This is a genomic window from Maribacter luteus (assembly GCF_009674825.1).
Lineage (GTDB): Bacteria > Bacteroidota > Bacteroidia > Flavobacteriales > Flavobacteriaceae > Maribacter_A > Maribacter_A luteus.
Genome location: NZ_WKJH01000003.1, coordinates 67,614 through 86,434, shown reverse-complemented (window position 1 = coordinate 86,434; position 18,821 = coordinate 67,614). Strand labels below are relative to the sequence as shown.

16 protein-coding genes are annotated in these 18,821 nt (G+C 35.1%); 5 read left to right on the top strand and 11 right to left on the bottom strand.

Going from position 1 to position 18,821, the window contains the following annotated elements; translation table 11 throughout:
• Positions 1-714: 714 nt before the first annotated feature.
• The 5 genes from GJ691_RS06220 (at position 715) to GJ691_RS06200 (ending at position 7,765) form a co-directional block, all read left to right on the top strand.
• Positions 715-2,649, top strand: coding sequence for a polysaccharide biosynthesis protein (locus GJ691_RS06220; RefSeq protein WP_154364917.1), 1,935 nt, complete (start codon positions 715-717; stop codon positions 2,647-2,649).
• Between the two features lie 46 nt (positions 2,650-2,695).
• Positions 2,696-3,460, top strand: a complete 765-nt coding sequence (locus GJ691_RS06215) for a polysaccharide biosynthesis/export family protein (protein WP_154364914.1) — start codon at positions 2,696-2,698, stop codon at positions 3,458-3,460.
• 14 nt (positions 3,461-3,474) lie between these two features.
• Entirely contained in the window at positions 3,475-5,859 is a 2,385-nt protein-coding gene (locus GJ691_RS06210) for a GumC family protein (RefSeq protein ID WP_154364912.1), read from the top strand.
• A 31-nt stretch (positions 5,860-5,890) separates the two neighbouring features.
• Positions 5,891-6,757 carry a VOC family protein gene (locus GJ691_RS06205; protein WP_154364910.1) on the top strand — a complete coding sequence of 289 codons (867 nt, stop codon included), beginning with the start codon at positions 5,891-5,893 and terminating at the stop codon, positions 6,755-6,757.
• Between the two features lie 96 nt (positions 6,758-6,853).
• Positions 6,854-7,765 carry a glycosyltransferase family 2 protein gene (locus GJ691_RS06200; RefSeq protein ID WP_154364908.1) on the top strand — a complete coding sequence of 304 codons (912 nt, stop codon included), beginning with the start codon at positions 6,854-6,856 and terminating at the stop codon, positions 7,763-7,765.
• 268 nt (positions 7,766-8,033) lie between these two features.
• Here GJ691_RS06200 and GJ691_RS06195 read toward each other — a convergent pair whose 3' ends face one another.
• From GJ691_RS06195 to GJ691_RS06145, 11 genes are all read right to left on the bottom strand, one after another.
• Positions 8,034-9,017 carry a glycosyltransferase gene (locus tag GJ691_RS06195; protein ID WP_154364906.1) on the bottom strand — a complete coding sequence of 328 codons (984 nt, stop codon included), beginning with the start codon at positions 9,015-9,017 and terminating at the stop codon, positions 8,034-8,036.
• A gap of 191 nt (positions 9,018-9,208) precedes the next feature.
• Positions 9,209-10,186 carry a glycosyltransferase family 2 protein gene (locus GJ691_RS06190; protein ID WP_179955044.1) on the bottom strand — a complete coding sequence of 326 codons (978 nt, stop codon included), beginning with the start codon at positions 10,184-10,186 and terminating at the stop codon, positions 9,209-9,211.
• 35 nt (positions 10,187-10,221) lie between these two features.
• Positions 10,222-11,727, bottom strand: a complete 1,506-nt coding sequence (locus GJ691_RS06185) for an O-antigen translocase (RefSeq protein ID WP_154364902.1) — start codon at positions 11,725-11,727, stop codon at positions 10,222-10,224.
• Positions 11,720-12,823, bottom strand: coding sequence for a DegT/DnrJ/EryC1/StrS family aminotransferase (locus tag GJ691_RS06180; protein ID WP_179955043.1), 1,104 nt, complete (start codon positions 12,821-12,823; stop codon positions 11,720-11,722). Before GJ691_RS06180 ends, GJ691_RS06185 begins: the two co-directional genes overlap by 8 nt.
• 182 nt (positions 12,824-13,005) lie before the next feature.
• Entirely contained in the window at positions 13,006-13,221 is a 216-nt protein-coding gene (locus GJ691_RS06175; protein ID WP_154364899.1) for an acyl carrier protein, read from the bottom strand.
• Positions 13,222-13,226: 5 nt separating this feature from the next.
• Positions 13,227-14,294: a 3-oxoacyl-ACP synthase III family protein gene (locus GJ691_RS06170; RefSeq protein ID WP_154364897.1), complete on the bottom strand. Its 1,068-nt coding sequence runs from the start codon at positions 14,292-14,294 to the stop codon at positions 13,227-13,229.
• Between the two features lie 146 nt (positions 14,295-14,440).
• Entirely contained in the window at positions 14,441-14,863 is a 423-nt protein-coding gene (locus GJ691_RS06165; protein WP_154364895.1) for a VOC family protein, read from the bottom strand.
• Between the two features lie 20 nt (positions 14,864-14,883).
• Positions 14,884-15,123 carry an acyl carrier protein gene (locus tag GJ691_RS06160; RefSeq protein WP_154364893.1) on the bottom strand — a complete coding sequence of 80 codons (240 nt, stop codon included), beginning with the start codon at positions 15,121-15,123 and terminating at the stop codon, positions 14,884-14,886.
• A 3-nt stretch (positions 15,124-15,126) separates the two neighbouring features.
• Entirely contained in the window at positions 15,127-16,851 is a 1,725-nt protein-coding gene (locus tag GJ691_RS06155) for an HAD-IIIC family phosphatase (RefSeq protein WP_179955042.1), read from the bottom strand.
• A 237-nt stretch (positions 16,852-17,088) separates the two neighbouring features.
• Positions 17,089-17,658: a GNAT family N-acetyltransferase gene (locus tag GJ691_RS06150; protein ID WP_154364891.1), complete on the bottom strand. Its 570-nt coding sequence runs from the start codon at positions 17,656-17,658 to the stop codon at positions 17,089-17,091.
• Between the two features lie 140 nt (positions 17,659-17,798).
• Positions 17,799-18,821, bottom strand: coding sequence for a GNAT family N-acetyltransferase (locus GJ691_RS06145; protein WP_154364889.1), 1,023 nt, complete (start codon positions 18,819-18,821; stop codon positions 17,799-17,801).

Below are 18,821 nucleotides of genomic sequence, written 5' to 3'. Positions count from 1 at the left end.
GTTCAGTTGAGCAAAAGGTCTATTTTAGATTAAATTAACGGAAGTGAGTATTTTTTTAAAGAATATGGCGGCATGGATAAGAAGTGGTGGATATTTAAGGGTCATATTCATTTTGTGGTCTTTACATGATGCAAAAGGATGGTGATTATAATTTGAATTATAAAATGAAATTATGAACGATAAACATATAGGGCTTCTCCGGTAATTTGTTTTTGTAACCTACTATAGGCCCAAACTTCTGTTAGATGATTGGAAATTAAACTTCGTTCTTGAAGGCAAAAGATTTTGAAAAATATAAAAGCTTTATTGGGAATGCGGTCGCAACTAACTAAAAAAGCATTAAACCGAGTTTATCTACACATTTACCGATCTATCTTAATAAAAATCCAAGGACTAAGATTTAATAAGTAACTTTGGTTTAAATCTCAAAGGAATCATGTTATTAGTTATTAGTGGTTTATATTTTTTTTGAATGATTTAAATCATTTTGATAACTGGTTATAATAGATATTTTGATTGAAGTTTTCCCCCAAAGAAATACCTGAGTACATAATAAAATCATTTTTAACCATTTAATTTTTTTGGTTTAGTAATTTGTGAAGCGCATTATGGCACAACAATGGAATATGTTGGGAAAGTTAGCCGGGGAAATGGAACATAGTATTTGGATTAAAATTTGACATACATAATTAAAATCATCAAGACACTTGTATTATGATACACAATTTTTTGATTAAAAATGTCCAAAGATATGGCTCCAAATGGGTGGTTCTGGCCATAGATTTGACTGTAGTGGCAGTCTCTTTTCTGTTGTCTTACTTTATCCGATTTAATTTGACCTTTAATTTTGAGGTAAATAAACTCTTGGTTCAATTACCTGTAGTTTTGGGGATTTCATTAATGGCATTCTTGATTATTGGATCGTATAAAGGGGTAGTGCGCCACACTGGGGTACGTGATGTATATAATTTATTCAATGCTATTTGCCTTTCAAGTATCTTTGCGATCTTTTTGATTATCACTAATAGACAGTTCGGTTTTGTTGAAAATTTTACAATTCCCTTGTCCATAATTATCATACACAGTCTTATCAGTTTTGTTGCCCTTACGGCATCACGATACATTTTCAAATCTATTTACAACAGTTTGGCCAGTGAATTCAAATCGAGTAAAAAAGTACTGATATATGGTGCTGGGGAATCTGGTATTTTAACGTATGAGGCTATTACCAACCATTCCAAAAGTAATATAAAGGTTGTTGGTTATATCGATAAGGATATTAAGAAAATAGGGAAACAAATTAATGGCGTTACGGTGTACGGTCCGGACAATCTTACTGAGAGTTTTATTCTTAGAAAAGATATCTCGGAAGTCATTTTTTGTATTCGAAAAATAGCCCCAAGTAAATTAAAGGAATTGGTAGAAGGTTTGGTCGATTTTCCTGTTGTTGTCAAAAAAGTCCCCCCTGTTGAAGACTGGATTAACGGGGAGTTGAGTGCTTCGCAAATAAAACAAGTACAGATAGAAGATTTATTGAACAGACCACCAATAGACATCGTGAATTCCAAAATTAGTAGAGAAGTTAATGGAAAGGTTATTTTGGTAAGTGGGGGTGCAGGTTCTATAGGAAGTGAAATAGTAAGACAGCTATGCAAATACGATTATAATACTTTGATTATCGTAGATCAGGCAGAATCAGCTCTTTACGATTTGCAACAAGAATTGAAACAAAACGGACATTTCAATTTTACGCCGATCGTTGCCGATATTAGGGATAAGAATAGGATGAACAATTTATTTCAAGAATACAAGCCAAACCTTGTTTTTCATGCGGCGGCCTACAAGCATGTGCCTTTGATGGAATATAACTCGTATGAGGCCATAAAAATAAATATTGCAGGTACCAAAGCTATAGTTGATTTATCCATAATGCACAATGTTGATAAATTCGTTTTCGTGTCTACGGATAAGGCAGTGAACCCGACAAATGTAATGGGGGCTACCAAACGAATAGCGGAAATGTATATCAGTTGTATGCAACAGGAACGTAAAACCAAATTTATTACAACGCGATTCGGTAATGTCCTAGGATCTAATGGATCTGTAATCCCATTGTTCAAAAAACAGATAGAAAAGGGTGGGCCGTTAACAGTTACCCATAAGGACATAACCCGTTATTTTATGACTATACCCGAAGCTTCACAATTGGTATTGGAAGCTGGTGCCATGGGTAAAGGTGGCGAGATATTCATATTTGATATGGGTGAATCGGTGAAGATATTCGATTTGGCCAAAAACATGATCAAGTTATCCGGATTACGTTATCCTGAGGATATCGATATCAAAATCACAGGATTGCGACCTGGGGAAAAATTATACGAAGAATTGTTGGCCAATGGTGAAGATACCATGCCTACCTACCATAAAAAGATAATGATCGGTAAAGTTCGGGAATTGGATTACAATTTTGTACGTACCAAGATAGATGAGCTTTGCGTCAATAATATGTTCTTTAACGGTGATACCGTAAAGTTAATGAAGGAAATAGTTCCTGAATATATCTCCAATAATTCCGATTTGTGCAAACATGATAATACCTCAGGGAAAAAGGAGTCCAATAAAAGTAACCTCAAGGTTTTACACTCTTAATTTTTTAGTATAATTGCACCATAAAGCCATAACTATGTTTAAAAATATGAAGAATTACGTTCAATCTATTGTTTTATTATTAGCCGTTACATTTATAACATCCTGTGCATCGCGAAAAGAGGTAGTCTATTTTCAGGATACCGGGGATTTTGAGACCTTGGTTAACAACAATGATTTTGTCTCCAAGTTTAAAGTGGATGATTTGGTGTCCATACATATATCTTCTTTGAATCCTGAGGCCAGTGCCCCATTTAACCTTTTTAGGGGTGCCGGTGAAGGTGGTATGCAAGCAGAGCAGGTTGATTATTTGGTAGACCAGGCCGGGGAAATCGATTTTCCGGTTATCGGGAAGTTGAAGATATCAGGACTATCCCCTGATGAATTGCGGACGCTTCTACGTGAACGTCTTTCAGACTATTTAAAAGATCCTATCATAAATATAAGACTTCAAAATTTCACGGTAACTGTATTAGGGGAGGTTAATCGACCAGGGACCTATCCCGTTAACGGAGAACAAATTTCTATATTGGAGGCTTTAGGTCTTGCGGGGGATTTGACCATTAGGGGTGTAAGGGAAAATGTATTGGTGATTCGTGATTTTAATGGTACGAAAGTCTATAATCGTATCGATTTAACAACAAAGAATATGGTAAAATCCCCAGTATTCTATTTGACCCAGAATGATGTCGTTTACGTAGAGCCGAATCGATCGGGAATAACAGCTTCCTCTTTGGATAATAGGGCCAATATCGCTATATCGATTGTATCCCTTTTAATTACATCTACGGTTATTATCCTTTCTAGACAATAAATTCCAATAATTTAATGAAAACCGATCGTACCCAACTGTCTGAGAATAATCTGGATATAGGAGAGCTGATTAAGCCCTATGTTAGGAATTGGAAGTGGTTTACGCTCTCCATTGCCATTGCCATATTAATTGGCGTATTGAAAATTCGTTATTCCGTACCCCAATACGAATTGCAGACTAAAATCCAAATATTGGAAGAGCAGGGAGCCACTTCTGAACTTGATGTTTTTCGGGATTTGGGCGTTTTTGGGGGCGGAGGGAGCAACATTGAAGATGAAATTGAGGTGTTGGGTTCGAGGTCCAATTTAATTGAGGTTGTTAAAAAACTTGGATTGAATAAAAAAATAATTGCTTTGGGTCAAATCAAAAGTTCAGAGCTTTATCATAATCCACCTTTCAATGTAAATTTTATTGCGCCGGATTCTGTGATTTACAATTCAAAAAATGATTTCTTTATCACCATTTCTTCGGAAACAACTTTTGAATTTTCGAATGAAGAAGATGGACCTGTTCAACCTATTTCTTTTGGAAAGCCAATTTCCACGGGAGTCGGGGAAGTGATTATCACCCCTAATATTAAAAATATCGGGGCCTATAAGGATAGAAAGTACATGGTGGCCGTAACCCCATTGGCAACCATGGCCGAAGTATATCAAAGGAAAATAGATATTTCCTTAACTGGGGAAATGTCGAATATTATTTCAATTTCATTGAATGATCCCATTATTGAAAGAGGAAAGGATATTTTAAATACCCTGGTTGCCAATTATAACCAGAATGCCGTTGATGATAAGAAAGCCATTGCGGACAGGACTTCTAATTTTATCAATGATCGTATAGCGGACATTTATGGGGATTTATCTTCAGTAGATCAAAATGCGGAGGATTTTAAATCGGGTAGAGGGATTGCTGACATAGCGACCCAAACGAATGTAAACTTAAATATAGGGGCAGCCAACCAACAAGAATTGCAAAACGCATCGGTACAATTGGATATCGCTTCTTCGATGAAGGATATTATTGATAATCAGGAAGGTTATGAATTGCTCCCATCCAATATTGGTCTTGCCGATGCTTCTATTGCAAGTACTACGGCAAGATATAATGAGTTGGCCTTGGAGCGCAAGCGTTTATTGGAAAGTTCCAATGAAAAAAACCCGATTATCGTAAATTTAGATCAGCAATTGGCAGGTCTTAAACGTAGTATGCAATCGAGCTTGGGTAGTGTAACCAATAATTTGGGAATGCAGGTAAATAGCTTAAGTAGCCAATTATCTAAAATCAACTCAAGAATTTATTCCGCTCCCAAAAATGAGCGTGCCTTAAGGGATATAACCCGGCAACAACAAACCACGGAACAACTCTATCTATATCTTTTGCAAAAACGGGAGGAGTCCCAGATAACCTTTGCTTCCGCCGCCCCAAAATCTAAAGTTATCGATCGGGCCTATTTAGGAAGTAGGTTTCCGGTTTCTCCTAAGAAGCCGATTATATTATTGGCTTCCATGATTTTAGGGTTCTTACTTCCCTTTTCAATCGTTTTCATTAAAGATATTTTGGATAATAAGGTTCAAAATAAAGTTAGTTTGGAAAAATTAACTGGAAATATTCCAGTTTTGGCTGAGTTGCCAAAAATCTCCAAGAAAGAAAATACTTTGGTAAAACTTGGGGAGCGTACGGTTTTGGCAGAATCATTACGGATTTTAAGAACCAACTTGGATTATATTATTAAAGCGAATAAAAGTGAAAGTAAGAAGGGTAGTATAGTCTATGTGACTTCTAGTGCCTCAGGGGAAGGTAAAACGTTATTATCCTCCAATTTGGCCATGATTTTCGCGAATACAGGGAAAAAGGTTTTACTCATCGGGGCTGATATTAGAAACCCGAAAATCTACCAGTTTTATTCTGGGAAGAATGTGGATAAATTGGGGAAACCTTCTAGAAACAAAGAGGATAAAGGGCTTACTGATTATTTAGTGGACAAAACCCTTGGGAGTCATGAAATAATTACCCCGATGCTTGCGCATGAGCAAACCGTGGATGTCATTTATTCAGGTAAAATTCCTCCTAATCCGGCAGAATTATTGATGAATGGAAGGGTGAAGGAGTTGTTGGATGAAGTTGTTGATGAGTATGATTATATTATAGTTGATACAGCACCTTTATTAGTGGTAACCGATACCTTGTTGATCAGTGAGTATGCAGATCAGATTCTATACGTAACACGGGCAGGAATGACCGAATTGAAAGTTTTGGATTATCCCCTTAAATTACACGATGAAGGTAAATTAAAAGGCTTAGCATTTGTTGTTAATGGCGTTAAGGATTCCAACCTGGGGTATGGGGGTAAATATGGTTATGGTTATGGGAAAACCACCAAAAAGTGGTGGAAATTCTAAAGAATTATGAAAAAATAACCAAACCATCTAGATGAAGTTTATACTGAATTTGTATCGAAAGGTAAGGTCAATTCTTTCTGAATTTAAATATTCGATTGCAAATATCGGACGGTTTAAAGTATCTGAATCTGCCAATTTACATCATATTGGTTTAAATGTTGTAGATTATGAAGTTAGTCTCTCTTTTTATGAAAAGTACTTTGGCGCCAAAAGAGTAAGGTATTTCAATGATAATGATGTCTTGGATGCAGATAAGACATTGCTGTTTTTGAATCAGGTTGAAGAAATACCTATAGTCAATAAAAACTTGAGCTTATGGCATATCGGATGGTCAGGGGAAGATGCTCAATTGGAAATGGATTGGCGGGTTAAGGAAGGTATAGAAGTGCATACCCCCGTAACCTCCCTTGATGAGGATCATTTCATGTATTTTTTAGGGCCTAACCAAGAACTGGTTGAAGTTTATACACGTAAAAAGGGACATGCCTTTGAGCATATTCACTTGTTGGCCACAGATGTGGATGCAACTATGCGATGGTTTTCGTCTAACCTAGGATTAGATTCAGTTTATAGAAAGGCTGTTGATAATCCAAGGGGTTTCAAATGGAATTTCATAACGGTAAATGATATAGATATTGTTGTGTTTGGTAAACCGGAAGGGAAAGAATCCTGGTGGTTGAATGAGCCTTTTGAGCCTACTGATAATGCCCCTTTTGGCCATCTTGGTTTTTCATTTGAATGCGTTGAATCAATTTATGGACAATTAAAATCTGCTAATATTGAAATTGTTGAGGAATTGAAGCAGGATCCGGTTTATGGTCATAAGACCTTTACTCTTCGTGGACCTGATCAATTGTTGATAAAAATAATTGAATCAAAGAAAAATTGCACAGATTAGGGAGTTCATCAATTAAGCTAATTATAGAATAAGTTGAATTAGAATTTTGGAATACAGTAAAACTAGTATTCTTAAAGATTCTGTTATAAAGATCATATGGAGGAAAATATTCGTACAAGTATCATAATTTGTACTAGAAATAGAAGAGAAATATTATTACGTATATGTAATTCTATTGTTTCACAGACTTATACGAACTATGAGATAATTATTGTTGATAGTAGTGATAAAGAAAAGATTACCCACGTTGATTTAGAGGTCATTTTCGGTAAAACAAAGTTCATTAATATTATTTATTCTGAACCTGGCTTAACAAAACAACGAAATATTGGCATAAAAGCAGCCAAGGGAGAGCTATTTTTCTTTTTTGATGATGATTTGATTCTTGAGGATGATTTCTTAGAAGATATGGTAAAGGTTTTTAAGGATAATAATGATTATTTTGGAGGGATGGGCGCAATGACCGATATTAAGGTGGCCACATTCAAGACTAAATTATATACAAGGGCTTTAAGGTTTTTTCTGTTAAGGCACGGTTACGGTAATGGTAAATTTAGAAAATCCGGATTTCCGGGTTTTCCCCATGGAAAGAAGATGTTTTTAGATACTGAAGTACTATCAGGGGGCATAACGGCATATAAAAAGGAAGTTTTTGATGAATTTGAATTTGATGAACATTTTTCGGCCTATTCTTATATGGAGGATATAGATTTTTCGCGTCGTGTCTCTAAAAAATATAAATTATTTTACAATCCAAGAGCTAAGGCAGAGCATAGACATGCAGCTGGAGGGAGAGGAAATTACTTTGAGAATAGACGTATGTATATGTACAACCATAGATATATTTTCGAAAAAAATTTCCCCCAAATTTTATCAAATAAACTCGCCCATTTTTGGTCCATTATTGGGTTGTATGTTTTTGCCACTTGGGATTGGAAAAAAGCGATGACCGCAATAAAAGGATATAATAAAGGACTTAGAGATTACCGAAAAGCAACCCATAAATAGGGCATATAATTAACGAAAGGTTGTAATTTAAAAAATGTAGGGGTCAAGCTTTTCCTTTTTTTACGGAAGTCAAAATGTTTATCCTGATTATGTGATTTTCGTAATAGATTTACGAAGTAGTTTTAAGCTACTATATATGATTTAATAGATTTCAAACTCAATGCAATAAGTGCCTTTGAAGCATGGACTATATTAAATGAAAAAAGAGTACAAGTGGAACGAAAGGATAACATGTTCTTTTATATGGGTGAGACTTTGAAGGACTTGTTCAGCTGGTCATTCTTTCGGTCTTTATTCTAGACAGAAGATATTTCAAATGATAAGAATAAGGTTTATTTAAAACATAGAACAAAGCTTTACATAAAAAGAAAGAATTATTGTTCAACCCCAATTTATCAAAATATAATCTGGTATAGTGTTTATAGTCAATAAAAAATTTAGTCGATTTGGAACAATTTCCAAAAACAAATTTTTTATGGACGGCCCTATCCGTTAAATAATACTTTGAGAAGATAGTACTTTCTTTTTTTTGATTGAAAGCTGATTTATTGTGAATTCTATAACCGACGGTTACTTTATCCAATTGGTATATTTTTTCATTTCTTTTGGTTATTTTTAACCAGAAAGGCCAATCTTCAAGAGGTAAGGATTCGTCATACTTACCCATATTTATGAAAAAAGATCGTTTCATGAAAATGGCAGGGGCAATAGGATAACTCTGGTATTGTAATAATTTAAATTGTTGTTCACTTGAAGCAAAACTAAACGGATGATTTAAATTCGAGGATATGCGCTGAAAATGGATTTCGTCAAAGGTGTCAATGTAAATTTTAGCTAAAGATTGGAAGATATTAACTTCTCTATGTTCAGTAATATATTGGATACTATCTAGGACACAATCCTTGAACAGGATGTCGTCTCCGGCAATTCCTTTAATCCATTCTCCTTTTGCCGCTGTAAAACCACGATTGCAGTTTGCCGCGATTCCAGTGTTTTTGTCCGAGGTAATTAGGGCTGTCTGAACAAAGCGTGTATTGTTCCTGACCAACCATTCCTTACAAATCTCTAAGGTATTATCAGTGGAGCAGTCGTCGGTTATAATCAATTCTATATTTGCATAGGATTGTGCCTTGGCACTTTCCAAGGTCTCAAGGATAAAGTTTGCTGAATTGTAAGTGATTACAACAATAGATACCAAGGGATTCGTTGAATTATCGCCTGTATTTGGTTTTATTTGCTCCTTTTTCATCATGATATTAATTAACTATTGGAGATTCTGTGACAGCTATTCTTTAATTACCATACCATAATAGGATCAAAATTGGATAAGGTTTTGCCGTAAAAAGTAGGATAGATGGTACTTATCCTTAGGTCCTTCCGTATTATTTTCCTTTATTAGTTTTTCTAAAACCAAAACGGTGAAAATAAAAGGATTTTTATATGCTATACTTCTACGTTTTTTAAATCCTCTTTATTAATTTGATGCTCAAATGTTGATAATAAATGTTTTACTCGGTATTGATAAGGCTTGTTCAATAGATAAAATAGAGCCTTAATCGGATAAATTGATTTATTGTTCAATCGTAACTTGTCAAAATAAACTTGAATATAATGTTTATAATTGATAAAGAATTTAGTGGTTTTACTACAATTACCTTTAATGTATTTATCATAAACCATTCGGTCTCTTAAGTAATATTTTGAAAATATAGACTTGTTCTGTTTTTGATGGAATGCCGATTTATTATGGATCCTGTAACCGACCGTTACTTTATTGAGTTGGTATATTTTTTGATTTCGTTTTGTGATTTTTAACCAAAATGGCCAGTCTTCAAGAGGTAAGGATTCGTCATACTTACCCATATCCATGAAAAAAGATCGTTTCATAAAAACTGCTGACGCAATTGGAAAACTGGCATATTGAAGTATTTCGTATTGTTGCTTACTGGTTAAGTGGCCATAGGGGTAATTTTTATTGGCCGTTATACTTTGAAAATTACATTCTTCAAAAGTGTCTAAATAATTTTTGGCCAAGGACTGGAAAATATTGATTGCGTTATCTATTTTAGAGAACTCAATGCTATCTAAAATACAATCAGGAAATAATATGTCGTCTCCAGCGATTCCTTTTATCCATTCCCCTTTGGCAGCAGTAAAACCACGATTGCAATTTGCTGCGATTCCTGTATTCTTGTCATGGGTAATAATGGTTGAATGAACAAATTCGGCTTTGTTTTTCTGTAACCATGTTGAACATATTTCTAGAGTGTTATCCGTTGAGCAATCATCGGTTATTATCAATTCTATATTTTTATAGGATTGGTTTCTCGCACTTTCCAGGGTCTCCAAAACAAATTGGGCAGAATTATAGGTTACCACCACAATGGATACCAACGGGGGTAACGTAATTTCAGCACCCATCGGTTTGTTTGTTATTTCTTTATGAGTCAACTGCATTATTTATTTCTGAATTTGTTTCTGAATTTGTTAATTATACCCTTTATATTTATTCTCTTGTCCAATTCCTTATAAGAATACCATAATGAAATTAGGATAAAGGGCATGCCAATAAAATAAGACCAAGGGGTTACTATGAATTTAACCGTTAGGAAACAACATAGGGTCAATAAGAATTGAATAATGAATATTTTTAAAAAATCTGAATGGAAAGAAAAATCATATTTGGTCTTGGCCACTAGAAACACTTGTATCAGATAGATAAAATAGGCAACTAAAAAGGATATTCCTAAGCCTGTTAAACCTGCTAAATAATAGCCCAATACGTTTGATCCACCAAGAATTATTATGGCTACGAGCTCATTCCAAAAGTACAGCTTACTGGCACCTTTAGCAGGAAAGATAAAAGCAATACACCAACTTGCCGCTTTAAAGAACATACCTAGTGCAGCCCAGTATATCATGGCACTTACCCCAATAAATTTATCGGAATACAATATGATAATAACCCAATTTATGAAAATTAAAAATGTGGCCAATATGGGTGCCAATATCAATACGGCAATTTCGGCCTGTTGATTTATCAATTCGGCCGTTTTCACATTATCTTTTGAAACACCTGCCAGCCTTGGATAGTAGTCCGTTCCCATAGCCGTAAATACCAACCCCACATAGGTTGTAATGATGGCGACACCCGCATTATAGAGCCCTACTTCCTCTATGCCCCCAATATTGCTAATGAAAATCCGAACTACATAGGATTCTGCACTTGCCATTAAACCGGATAAGCTTAGCACGAAACCTAAAACAAGCATCCCTTTTCCTATGACCTTGGTTTCTTTCGCTGAAACCTTGGTTTCCCGGATTTTTATTTTGCTGGAAAAATATCGGTTTATGGCTAAAGTCATGAAGGCCGTTATAATAATGGCCGGAACTATACCTTCTATGTTGTAATAATAATATAAGGGAATCGTAATGATCAATCCAAAAACAGAACCCAACATGTTAGCCTTGGCCAAGTGGTTCAATTTGCGCATTCCTTGTAATAAAACAAATTGGCCGCTAGAAAGTTGTTTTACTAATAGGGTAATTGAAAGCCATCTAAAGGCAATAGTATATTCGTGGTTGCCAAAAGATAATTCACTTAACCATGGAGCAAGAAAAAAGGTTGCGATTGCTCCTAATAGACCTGTAAACCAGACTAAACGGCGCATCACGATAATTACCCTTGAGATTTGAATTTCATCTCCTTCTTGGTTGGCTTCGGCAATATCTTTGACTGCACTTATGCCCAGACCGAAATTGGAAATAGACCCTATGATATTCAAGGTAGAATTCAAAAGACCTGCGATACCCATACCGGCAGGGCCCAATAATAGGGCGATAACTTTGGACCTAACAATGGAAATTATAATATTGAAAACTTGGACTCCCCCGAAAATAGAGGTCGCCTTCATAATTTGCCTATAACTACTGTTTTTATTTTTGGTACTGTTTTCAGTCATTATAGCTATTTAGTGATTTGACCACTTGTTCTATTTCATCCTGGGTTATTACAGCACTTATGGGCAAGCTCAACACTTCTTTGTGTATTTGTTCGGTGATCGGAAGATGCAAATCCTTATATTTTTTATAGGCCTCCTGTTTGTGTGGGGGAATAGGGTAGTGGATAAGGGTCTGTATACCTTCATTCAGAAGATGTTGCTGTAATTTATCCCTGTCCTGTGTTCGAATAACAAACAAGTGCCAAACATGCCCTTTGTCATGAACTACCTTCGGTAATACAATTGATGGGTTATTGATATGTTCCAAATAGTAATTGGCGACTTTTCTTCTTCCGGCAATATCGTCCTTAATATATTTCAATTTTACGTTTAGAAAGGCAGCCTGTATTTCATCTAAACGTGAATTAAGTCCTTGGTATATGTTTTCGTATTTTTTATGGGATCCATAGTTGGCAAGTGCCCTTATCGCTTGGGATAACCCTTCATCTTTCGTGGTAACTGCACCTGCATCCCCTAAGGCCCCAAGATTTTTACCAGGATAAAAACTATGCCCTGCGGCATCACCAATGGCACCGGAAACCATCCCATGCCATTCGGCCCCATGGGACTGTGCCCCATCCTCAATAAGTTTTAGATCATATTTGTTACAGATATCCAACATTTGTTGGTCAATCGAAATTTGCCCATATAAATGAACGGTTAGGATGGCTTTTGTCTTTGGTGTAATTGCAGCTTCAATTTTTGAAGCATCCAAATTAAATGTACTAATATTTGGCTCAACAAATACAGGGGTAAGCTCATTGTCCGTAACAGCTAATATCGAGGCAATATATGTATTGGCAGGGACAATCACTTCGTCACCTTTCTGCATTACCCCAAGTTCAATATAAGCCTTTAGAATAAGGCGAAGAGCATCTAGACCATTGGCAACCCCAATCGTAAACTTTGTTTTACAATACTCATTATAATCGCTTTCGAAAGCGGATAATTCTTTTCCCATTAAATACCAACCGGAGTCTATGACCCTGTTGGCTGCCTCCTTCAGTTCTTGGGCATAGAAAGCATTGATTTTTTGAAGATCTAGAAATTTTATCACAAAAATATTTTTTAAAAATTAATGGGTCATTTGTAATAGAAGGACTATCAGAAGGATGACTGTGGTCTAATGGTCATAATTGGCTGTTTATCCTTGGTCTACATACCCAACAAAAAACAGTTAGGTTTGGCAAACAAAATCATATTGGGGGAAGAATCAAATATGATTAATTCAGTTTGGATTTATAATTTAGAATCGATTAATTCCTTTAAGCCAAGAATGGTTTCAGAGTTTTCAATTTCATCTGCAGATAAACTTATCCCATACTCCCCTGCACAAAAATCAATCACCATTAAGATGGTCATTGAATCCCAACTCTCAAAGGAGGTAAGCGAATCGTTTAAATCAACACTGTCGACTTCTAAAAATTCGGTTATAGTTGATAAATATTTTTCCATATACTTTATTTATAATTAATTTTTTCACAAAAACTTAGATTCCCAAGAGTCATCAACATGGATGTCCAACTTAATCCAATACCGAATCCGGCCATACAAATCAAATATGAGTTTGTTTTCAATTTTTCCCCAAGATTATGGGCTATTGTGGTCGGAATCGTAGCACTACTGGCATTGCCAAAATTCTCAACAACATTCGTTGGTAGTTTGTCTTCTGGGATTTCCAATTGTTTAGTTACTTGTTTCAACATGAATTTATTGGGCTGGTGAAACATGAAATAATCGACCTGTTCTTTGGTCTTTCCCGCTTTTTCCAAGAGGTTATCTATCATTGGAGGGACTTCCCTGATAACAAAATTATAAATCAGGTCGCCTTTCATGTCCAAATGATCCAATGATTTTACGTTTCCTGATTTGTCTGTCTCTAATTTTGCTGTTTCTTCACTTGAAGGTAATTTAAATCCACCTGCGGGAATAATCAATGCATCTGCTCCTGTTCCATCACTTTTTACGGAACCATAGATAACTCCCCCATTAGGGTCATTCTCCACAATGGTTATGGTAGCGCCATCCCCGGTCAAAGGGCCACTACTTCTGTCACTTTTAGAAACCTTTGCACTTAAGATATCGGCATTGATCACCACTACTTTTTTTATTTCATCTTGTTCCAAGAGCATAAATGCCTGACTAAGGCCTGTCACATAACCTGCACATCCTTGATTTATATCTATACATGCCATGTCCTGCTTTAAGCCTAATCTCCCATGAACAATATAACTGGTTGCAGGCATAAGATGATCAGGTGATTGCGATATTAAAATCATTGCATCAATATCCTCTTTCTTCAAGAGTCCTTTGTCGAAGAGATAGTTTAGCCCGAATACACATAAATCAGATGTTGTAGTTCCTTTTTTTACAACCCTTCTTTTGTTGTAGCCCATGACCATTTTAAGTTTCATGGATTGACTTTTAGTGAAGCCATAGTTTGCTATCTCATCATCAAATTTGATTTCATCTTCGCCCAACACGGTAAGTATTCCGGTTATTTTTTTGTTTTTAAATTTTAAGTTCATTTTGAAACAATGGGTTTTAATTAGTTGTAAAAGTTAATTTAGAATAGGCCCCGTGTGCCATTCATTCAATAATCCAATTCATAAGAACTTTTTAAAGTTCAACAACGCTATAAAATGTTATTCAAGTCTTAAAAAGTCATTTTAAATTAGTTTTCAATCAATTCGATCAGATGACCATCTGGCGAATACATAAATGCGCATAAATTGCCTTTAAAAGCTTCTGAATTAAAAAGGCCCAACGACTTGTAATTTATCTTTTCTAAGTTTTCAATAGTATGATGTATGTCATTTACCTTATATGCTACATGATAATAACTGATTCTTTTTTTCAAAAGCTTGGAAACAACAGAATCGTCCCCCAAGGGTTGAACAAGTTCCAAAAAACTGTTCTCGCCATTTTTAATGAAGCAAACCTTGACTTTTTGTGTACTTACCTCATAAATTTCGGAAATACTTTCTTTTCCAAAAACAATACTAAAATGTTCTAAGGAGGAAACGATATCGGTTACAAGAACGCCTGTATGATGAAAGTCAAGTCCAAATGAACTATTTTGAATTGGATTGTCCATAGAATTATCCTTTGATGCAATTAAATTTTACTACTTATAGAATCGATTATCTCACCAATATCTTTCCAGTTCTGGATTTCATTGGAAGCAAAACGGATATTGAATTTCTTCTCAATGGCCACAACCAACAAAATGTGTATGATTGAATCCCATTCGTCTACGTCAGCCGCCTGTGTTTTCTCTTCAAGTACGATATCTTTATTATCCATTGTTTCAATGAATATTTCATTTACCGATGTAAGTATTTCATTTCTTGTCATAAACTAATTCTTAACTTTAATATAATTGCTTTTGGTTTGATAGTGATTTACATCCAATGTGAAAAATGTACCGTCCTTATCAAACCCTAAATTGGGGTAGTGATCTTTCATCATTGGGTTTTTTGCGGTCGGTATATATTCACCCTTAATAGTATGGAAACCATTTTCCTTTGCATAATCGACTATTGTATTAAGTACAAAATTTTCCATACCACGTTTAAGAACCCTACAACTCATAAACCAAGTGTCCACAAACAAGGTGTCTTCATTTTCCTTTTGTAAAATAATAGCACAAATTAAACCGTTATCGCCAAACTTATCTTCGAGGGTGAATGAGAAAGTGGCATAGTCCCCTGACTTGGATATTCGTTCAATATCCGCTTCAGAATAACGTACCGTTCTTAAGTTGAATTGGTTGGAACGTTGTGAAAGTTGTGCAATTCTGGGGGTGTTGAATTTGTTGAAGGGGGCAACGGTCGATACCATTGCTAAATTTTTCAAAAAATCATCTTCATTAGTGAATTTCTGGGCTGTTTTCGCTCTTTCCGCTTCTATTTGATAGAGCTTGGTGCGTTCAGAATCCTCATTGGAAAAGGATACGGTTTCAAAAAGATTCAACCCATATAGGAACTCAAGATAATCGGCAGGGTCTTCAGGCAATTCGGGAACACATATTTCAGGAATGTTTTCCCGGACAATGTTTCTTTCAAAGGGATTGTCATCCAAAAACACCATGGAATCAAATCCTATGTTCAGGATGCTTTGGATTTGACGAATATTATCCGCTTTATTCTCCCAATTGGCAATAAAAACCGAAATATCTTCCAAGTGCAAGACCATATCGGGATGTTTCTCAAAAGGTTCCTTGGCTACAGACTCTGTGTTCTTGCTACAAATAGCAACGATAATACCACGGTTTTTTAATTTCTTTACCCAATATTGAAATTCGGAAAAGGCCTTTCCTATACCCAAACTACCAATTTGGATATTTTCTAGACCATCATCCCCGATAATACCGCCCCAAGTTGTATTATCCAAATCAAGAATAACACATTTCTTGAATTTTCCGTTCAGCGTACTAATTAAATCAAGTGTTTTTGCAGCAACGTTAGGTAAAATATCTATACTAAGAACCATTTCCGTATTTATGTACATTGCTGGCTGAAACATGACCGGTTTTCCTACTTGGTTCTGGATGGAAGAAAGGTCACAAAGGTATAAATTAGGGTTTTTTGAAGCCAATTCCATTAGACCGAAATTGAGCTTTCTTAATTGATACAAGAATGAAGACTCTGTTTTATTGGCGTGATTTCCAAAGATGGCGTCATCTATTTCAGTGTAATTATAGTAGATTACCTTGGCATCAAGATTATTGGTAATCGTGGAACAGATCGTTTCTATTGAAGAAATTTCATTCGAGGCCAACATGGTATATTCATCGGGTTTTAATTTATTGTATTTGCCCAATAATTTATGAGAAGCTTTGAATACGATTACATATTCCGGTTTAAACCCATAGAGTTCGGATGAAGGATCATAAACCTGCCTTTCTATTTGGTTGAAATCAGCTTCCCAGATATCAAGGTTTATTCCATGTTCGTAACCTTGGCCCACTAAGGCTTGTGTTAAGAACTGGGTAGCGGTATCCCCTAAAACCGCCAATTTGATAGTTTTAAAACCGGAGAAATCTTTTTTGATGTTTTTCTTAAGTTGTAAAAAATCTTTCACAATAGTTGTCTTCTATGATTCTTGGTTATTTTTATTATAACGATCTATTATTAAAAATCGTCTTCAATATTCCCCTTTACCACAAAATATATTGAAAGTATCAGGGCTCGTATCTTTTGGGGGTAAACTATTACTTCTTTCCTTGAACCGGGTTAATGCACTTTAAACCAAAATTTAAATCGTTTGATGCTAAATTTTATTGTTCAAATTTTCGTTTCTAAGAAGCTTTTTTTATTGTTATTCTTCCATTTGAAACAATTTCAGGTATTTGGATCTATGGGCCTTGAAATTTTCGTAATCAGACTCGAAATAAAAACTTAATTCATCTTCATCAGTGAACTTAGGATTGTATGATTTGCAATACCATAGAACCCGTTTGTTTTCTTTCATGGTAGACATTTTACAGATTTTACAATCAAGATGTTCAAAAGCCAAAGCCTTGGTAAACAATTCCCCTAAAACGGCAACATTTGACCCCGCATCCGGGCTGTATAACCAACTACCAAATTCAAAAGTATCTTTCGTAACATTGTATATTCGATTCAATCCCAGTTTGGTCTTTTTGTCATCTTTCATACATATGACATAAAAATCCTCTCCTTTTTCTTCTCGAATTTTATATTCCTTTATCCATTTGATTTGCTCCTCAATATCAGTACTCGTTGGGTTGATATGCTTTGACAGTTTTTCATTGTTTCGTAGTGAAAGTATAAATTCGGCATCTTCAATTTCTACAAGTCTAAAATAACAACCATATGCCTTCGCAGGTAAAAGTCCATCTATAATTTTTTTTCTACTATTAACCATTGGTCCTTTTTTTTATATAAATCTAAGTTCTTGTTTTTCTTCTTTTTATCTATACGATCCGTTTATCGGTATATGAATATCTGGTTTTTCAATTGAACAATTACAAACAAGTACTTTTTAAGATATTTGTAATATTGTTGTTAATGGTGATGATAATTCTGAACCAATTTCCCATTATCGCAATTAATACTTTTTTCCAATAAGATAAAGTTTTTCGTTTCTATTTCAAAGGTATCAATTGAAAATGCCCTGGCTCCAAAACTTTCCTTCCAGTTTAATAATCCAAGGTTTAAACCATTGGCATCAAATGAAGTTCCAAAATCAAAATAATTCTTGTTTTTAAAATATCTCTCTATCAATTCAAGGTATAATAAATCGGACGCTCCAGATGACCTACCTTCCTCATTTGCCGAATTGTATTGTACCCGCACCACGTTGGCTGTTTCGAATATTGTGGCCCCAGCTACAATCGAATCATTTAAATAGGCATTGAATTGACGAATGTTTTTAGGGAACGACTTATGTAATTTTGTTATTTCCTCGACGGTATGGGCGGGTTTTGCCTCATATTTATTCTTAAGGTTAGGAATCAATACGCTGTTCCAATAGTCATCAAAACTATCTACCTCCTTAATTATCACACCCATTTTCAAAGCTCTACGAGCTAATCTCAATCGAGTTCTGTTCATTTCCAATTTATCGTTTAAATTGATAACGGAGGAAAATTGGCGTACTGTTAATTTAGCCTTGATTAAGTATTTGGCATAAGTGATTTCTTCAGAACCAATTGAATTGTAAAACTTATGAAAGGATTTGTAAATAATCTTCTCAATATTATTTGATTTTAAAACGTAGAGTATTTTATAAACAATCTGCAGTGTTTTGTGAAGTGTTTCCGTCTTTCTTAAAATTATTCCGCCATAACTCAATCCAAAATGTGATGCAATGGTATTATTGTCAAATCTATGTGCTGGGAGAGCGGCAATCGGTAGGTTATTTTCAAAAACCATTAATGAACAGTCCCTATAGCGGTCTTTATGGTAATCCATGAAATCCCTTTTGAATAAAAAAGTGGAGTTTTTGGAATGATCAATAAAGTCATCCCAGATTTCTTTGTCCTCTTTTTTATATTTTCTAACTGTTATCGTTGGTAAAACTTCCAT

Bases quoted from the DNA above. Each gene is read 5' to 3' on its own strand.
- GJ691_RS06165 (WP_154364895.1), bottom strand. From the start codon at position 14,863: ATGGACAATCCAATTCAAAATAGTTCATTTGGACTTGACTTTCATCAT.
- GJ691_RS06205 (WP_154364910.1), top strand. From the start codon at position 5,891: ATGAAGTTTATACTGAATTTGTATCGAAAGGTAAGGTCAATTCTTTCT.
- GJ691_RS06185 (WP_154364902.1), bottom strand. From the start codon at position 11,727: ATGACTGAAAACAGTACCAAAAATAAAAACAGTAGTTATAGGCAAATT.
- GJ691_RS06150 (WP_154364891.1), bottom strand. From the start codon at position 17,658: ATGGTTAATAGTAGAAAAAAAATTATAGATGGACTTTTACCTGCGAAG.
- GJ691_RS06210 (WP_154364912.1), top strand. From the start codon at position 3,475: ATGAAAACCGATCGTACCCAACTGTCTGAGAATAATCTGGATATAGGA.
- GJ691_RS06160 (WP_154364893.1), bottom strand. From the start codon at position 15,123: ATGACAAGAAATGAAATACTTACATCGGTAAATGAAATATTCATTGAA.
- GJ691_RS06170 (WP_154364897.1), bottom strand. From the start codon at position 14,294: ATGAACTTAAAATTTAAAAACAAAAAAATAACCGGAATACTTACCGTG.
- GJ691_RS06195 (WP_154364906.1), bottom strand. From the start codon at position 9,017: ATGATGAAAAAGGAGCAAATAAAACCAAATACAGGCGATAATTCAACG.
- GJ691_RS06175 (WP_154364899.1), bottom strand. From the start codon at position 13,221: ATGGAAAAATATTTATCAACTATAACCGAATTTTTAGAAGTCGACAGT.
- GJ691_RS06145 (WP_154364889.1), bottom strand. From the start codon at position 18,821: ATGGAAGTTTTACCAACGATAACAGTTAGAAAATATAAAAAAGAGGAC.
- GJ691_RS06220 (WP_154364917.1), top strand. From the start codon at position 715: ATGATACACAATTTTTTGATTAAAAATGTCCAAAGATATGGCTCCAAA.
- GJ691_RS06215 (WP_154364914.1), top strand. From the start codon at position 2,696: ATGAAGAATTACGTTCAATCTATTGTTTTATTATTAGCCGTTACATTT.
- GJ691_RS06200 (WP_154364908.1), top strand. From the start codon at position 6,854: ATGGAGGAAAATATTCGTACAAGTATCATAATTTGTACTAGAAATAGA.
- GJ691_RS06190 (WP_179955044.1), bottom strand. From the start codon at position 10,186: ATGGGTGCTGAAATTACGTTACCCCCGTTGGTATCCATTGTGGTGGTA.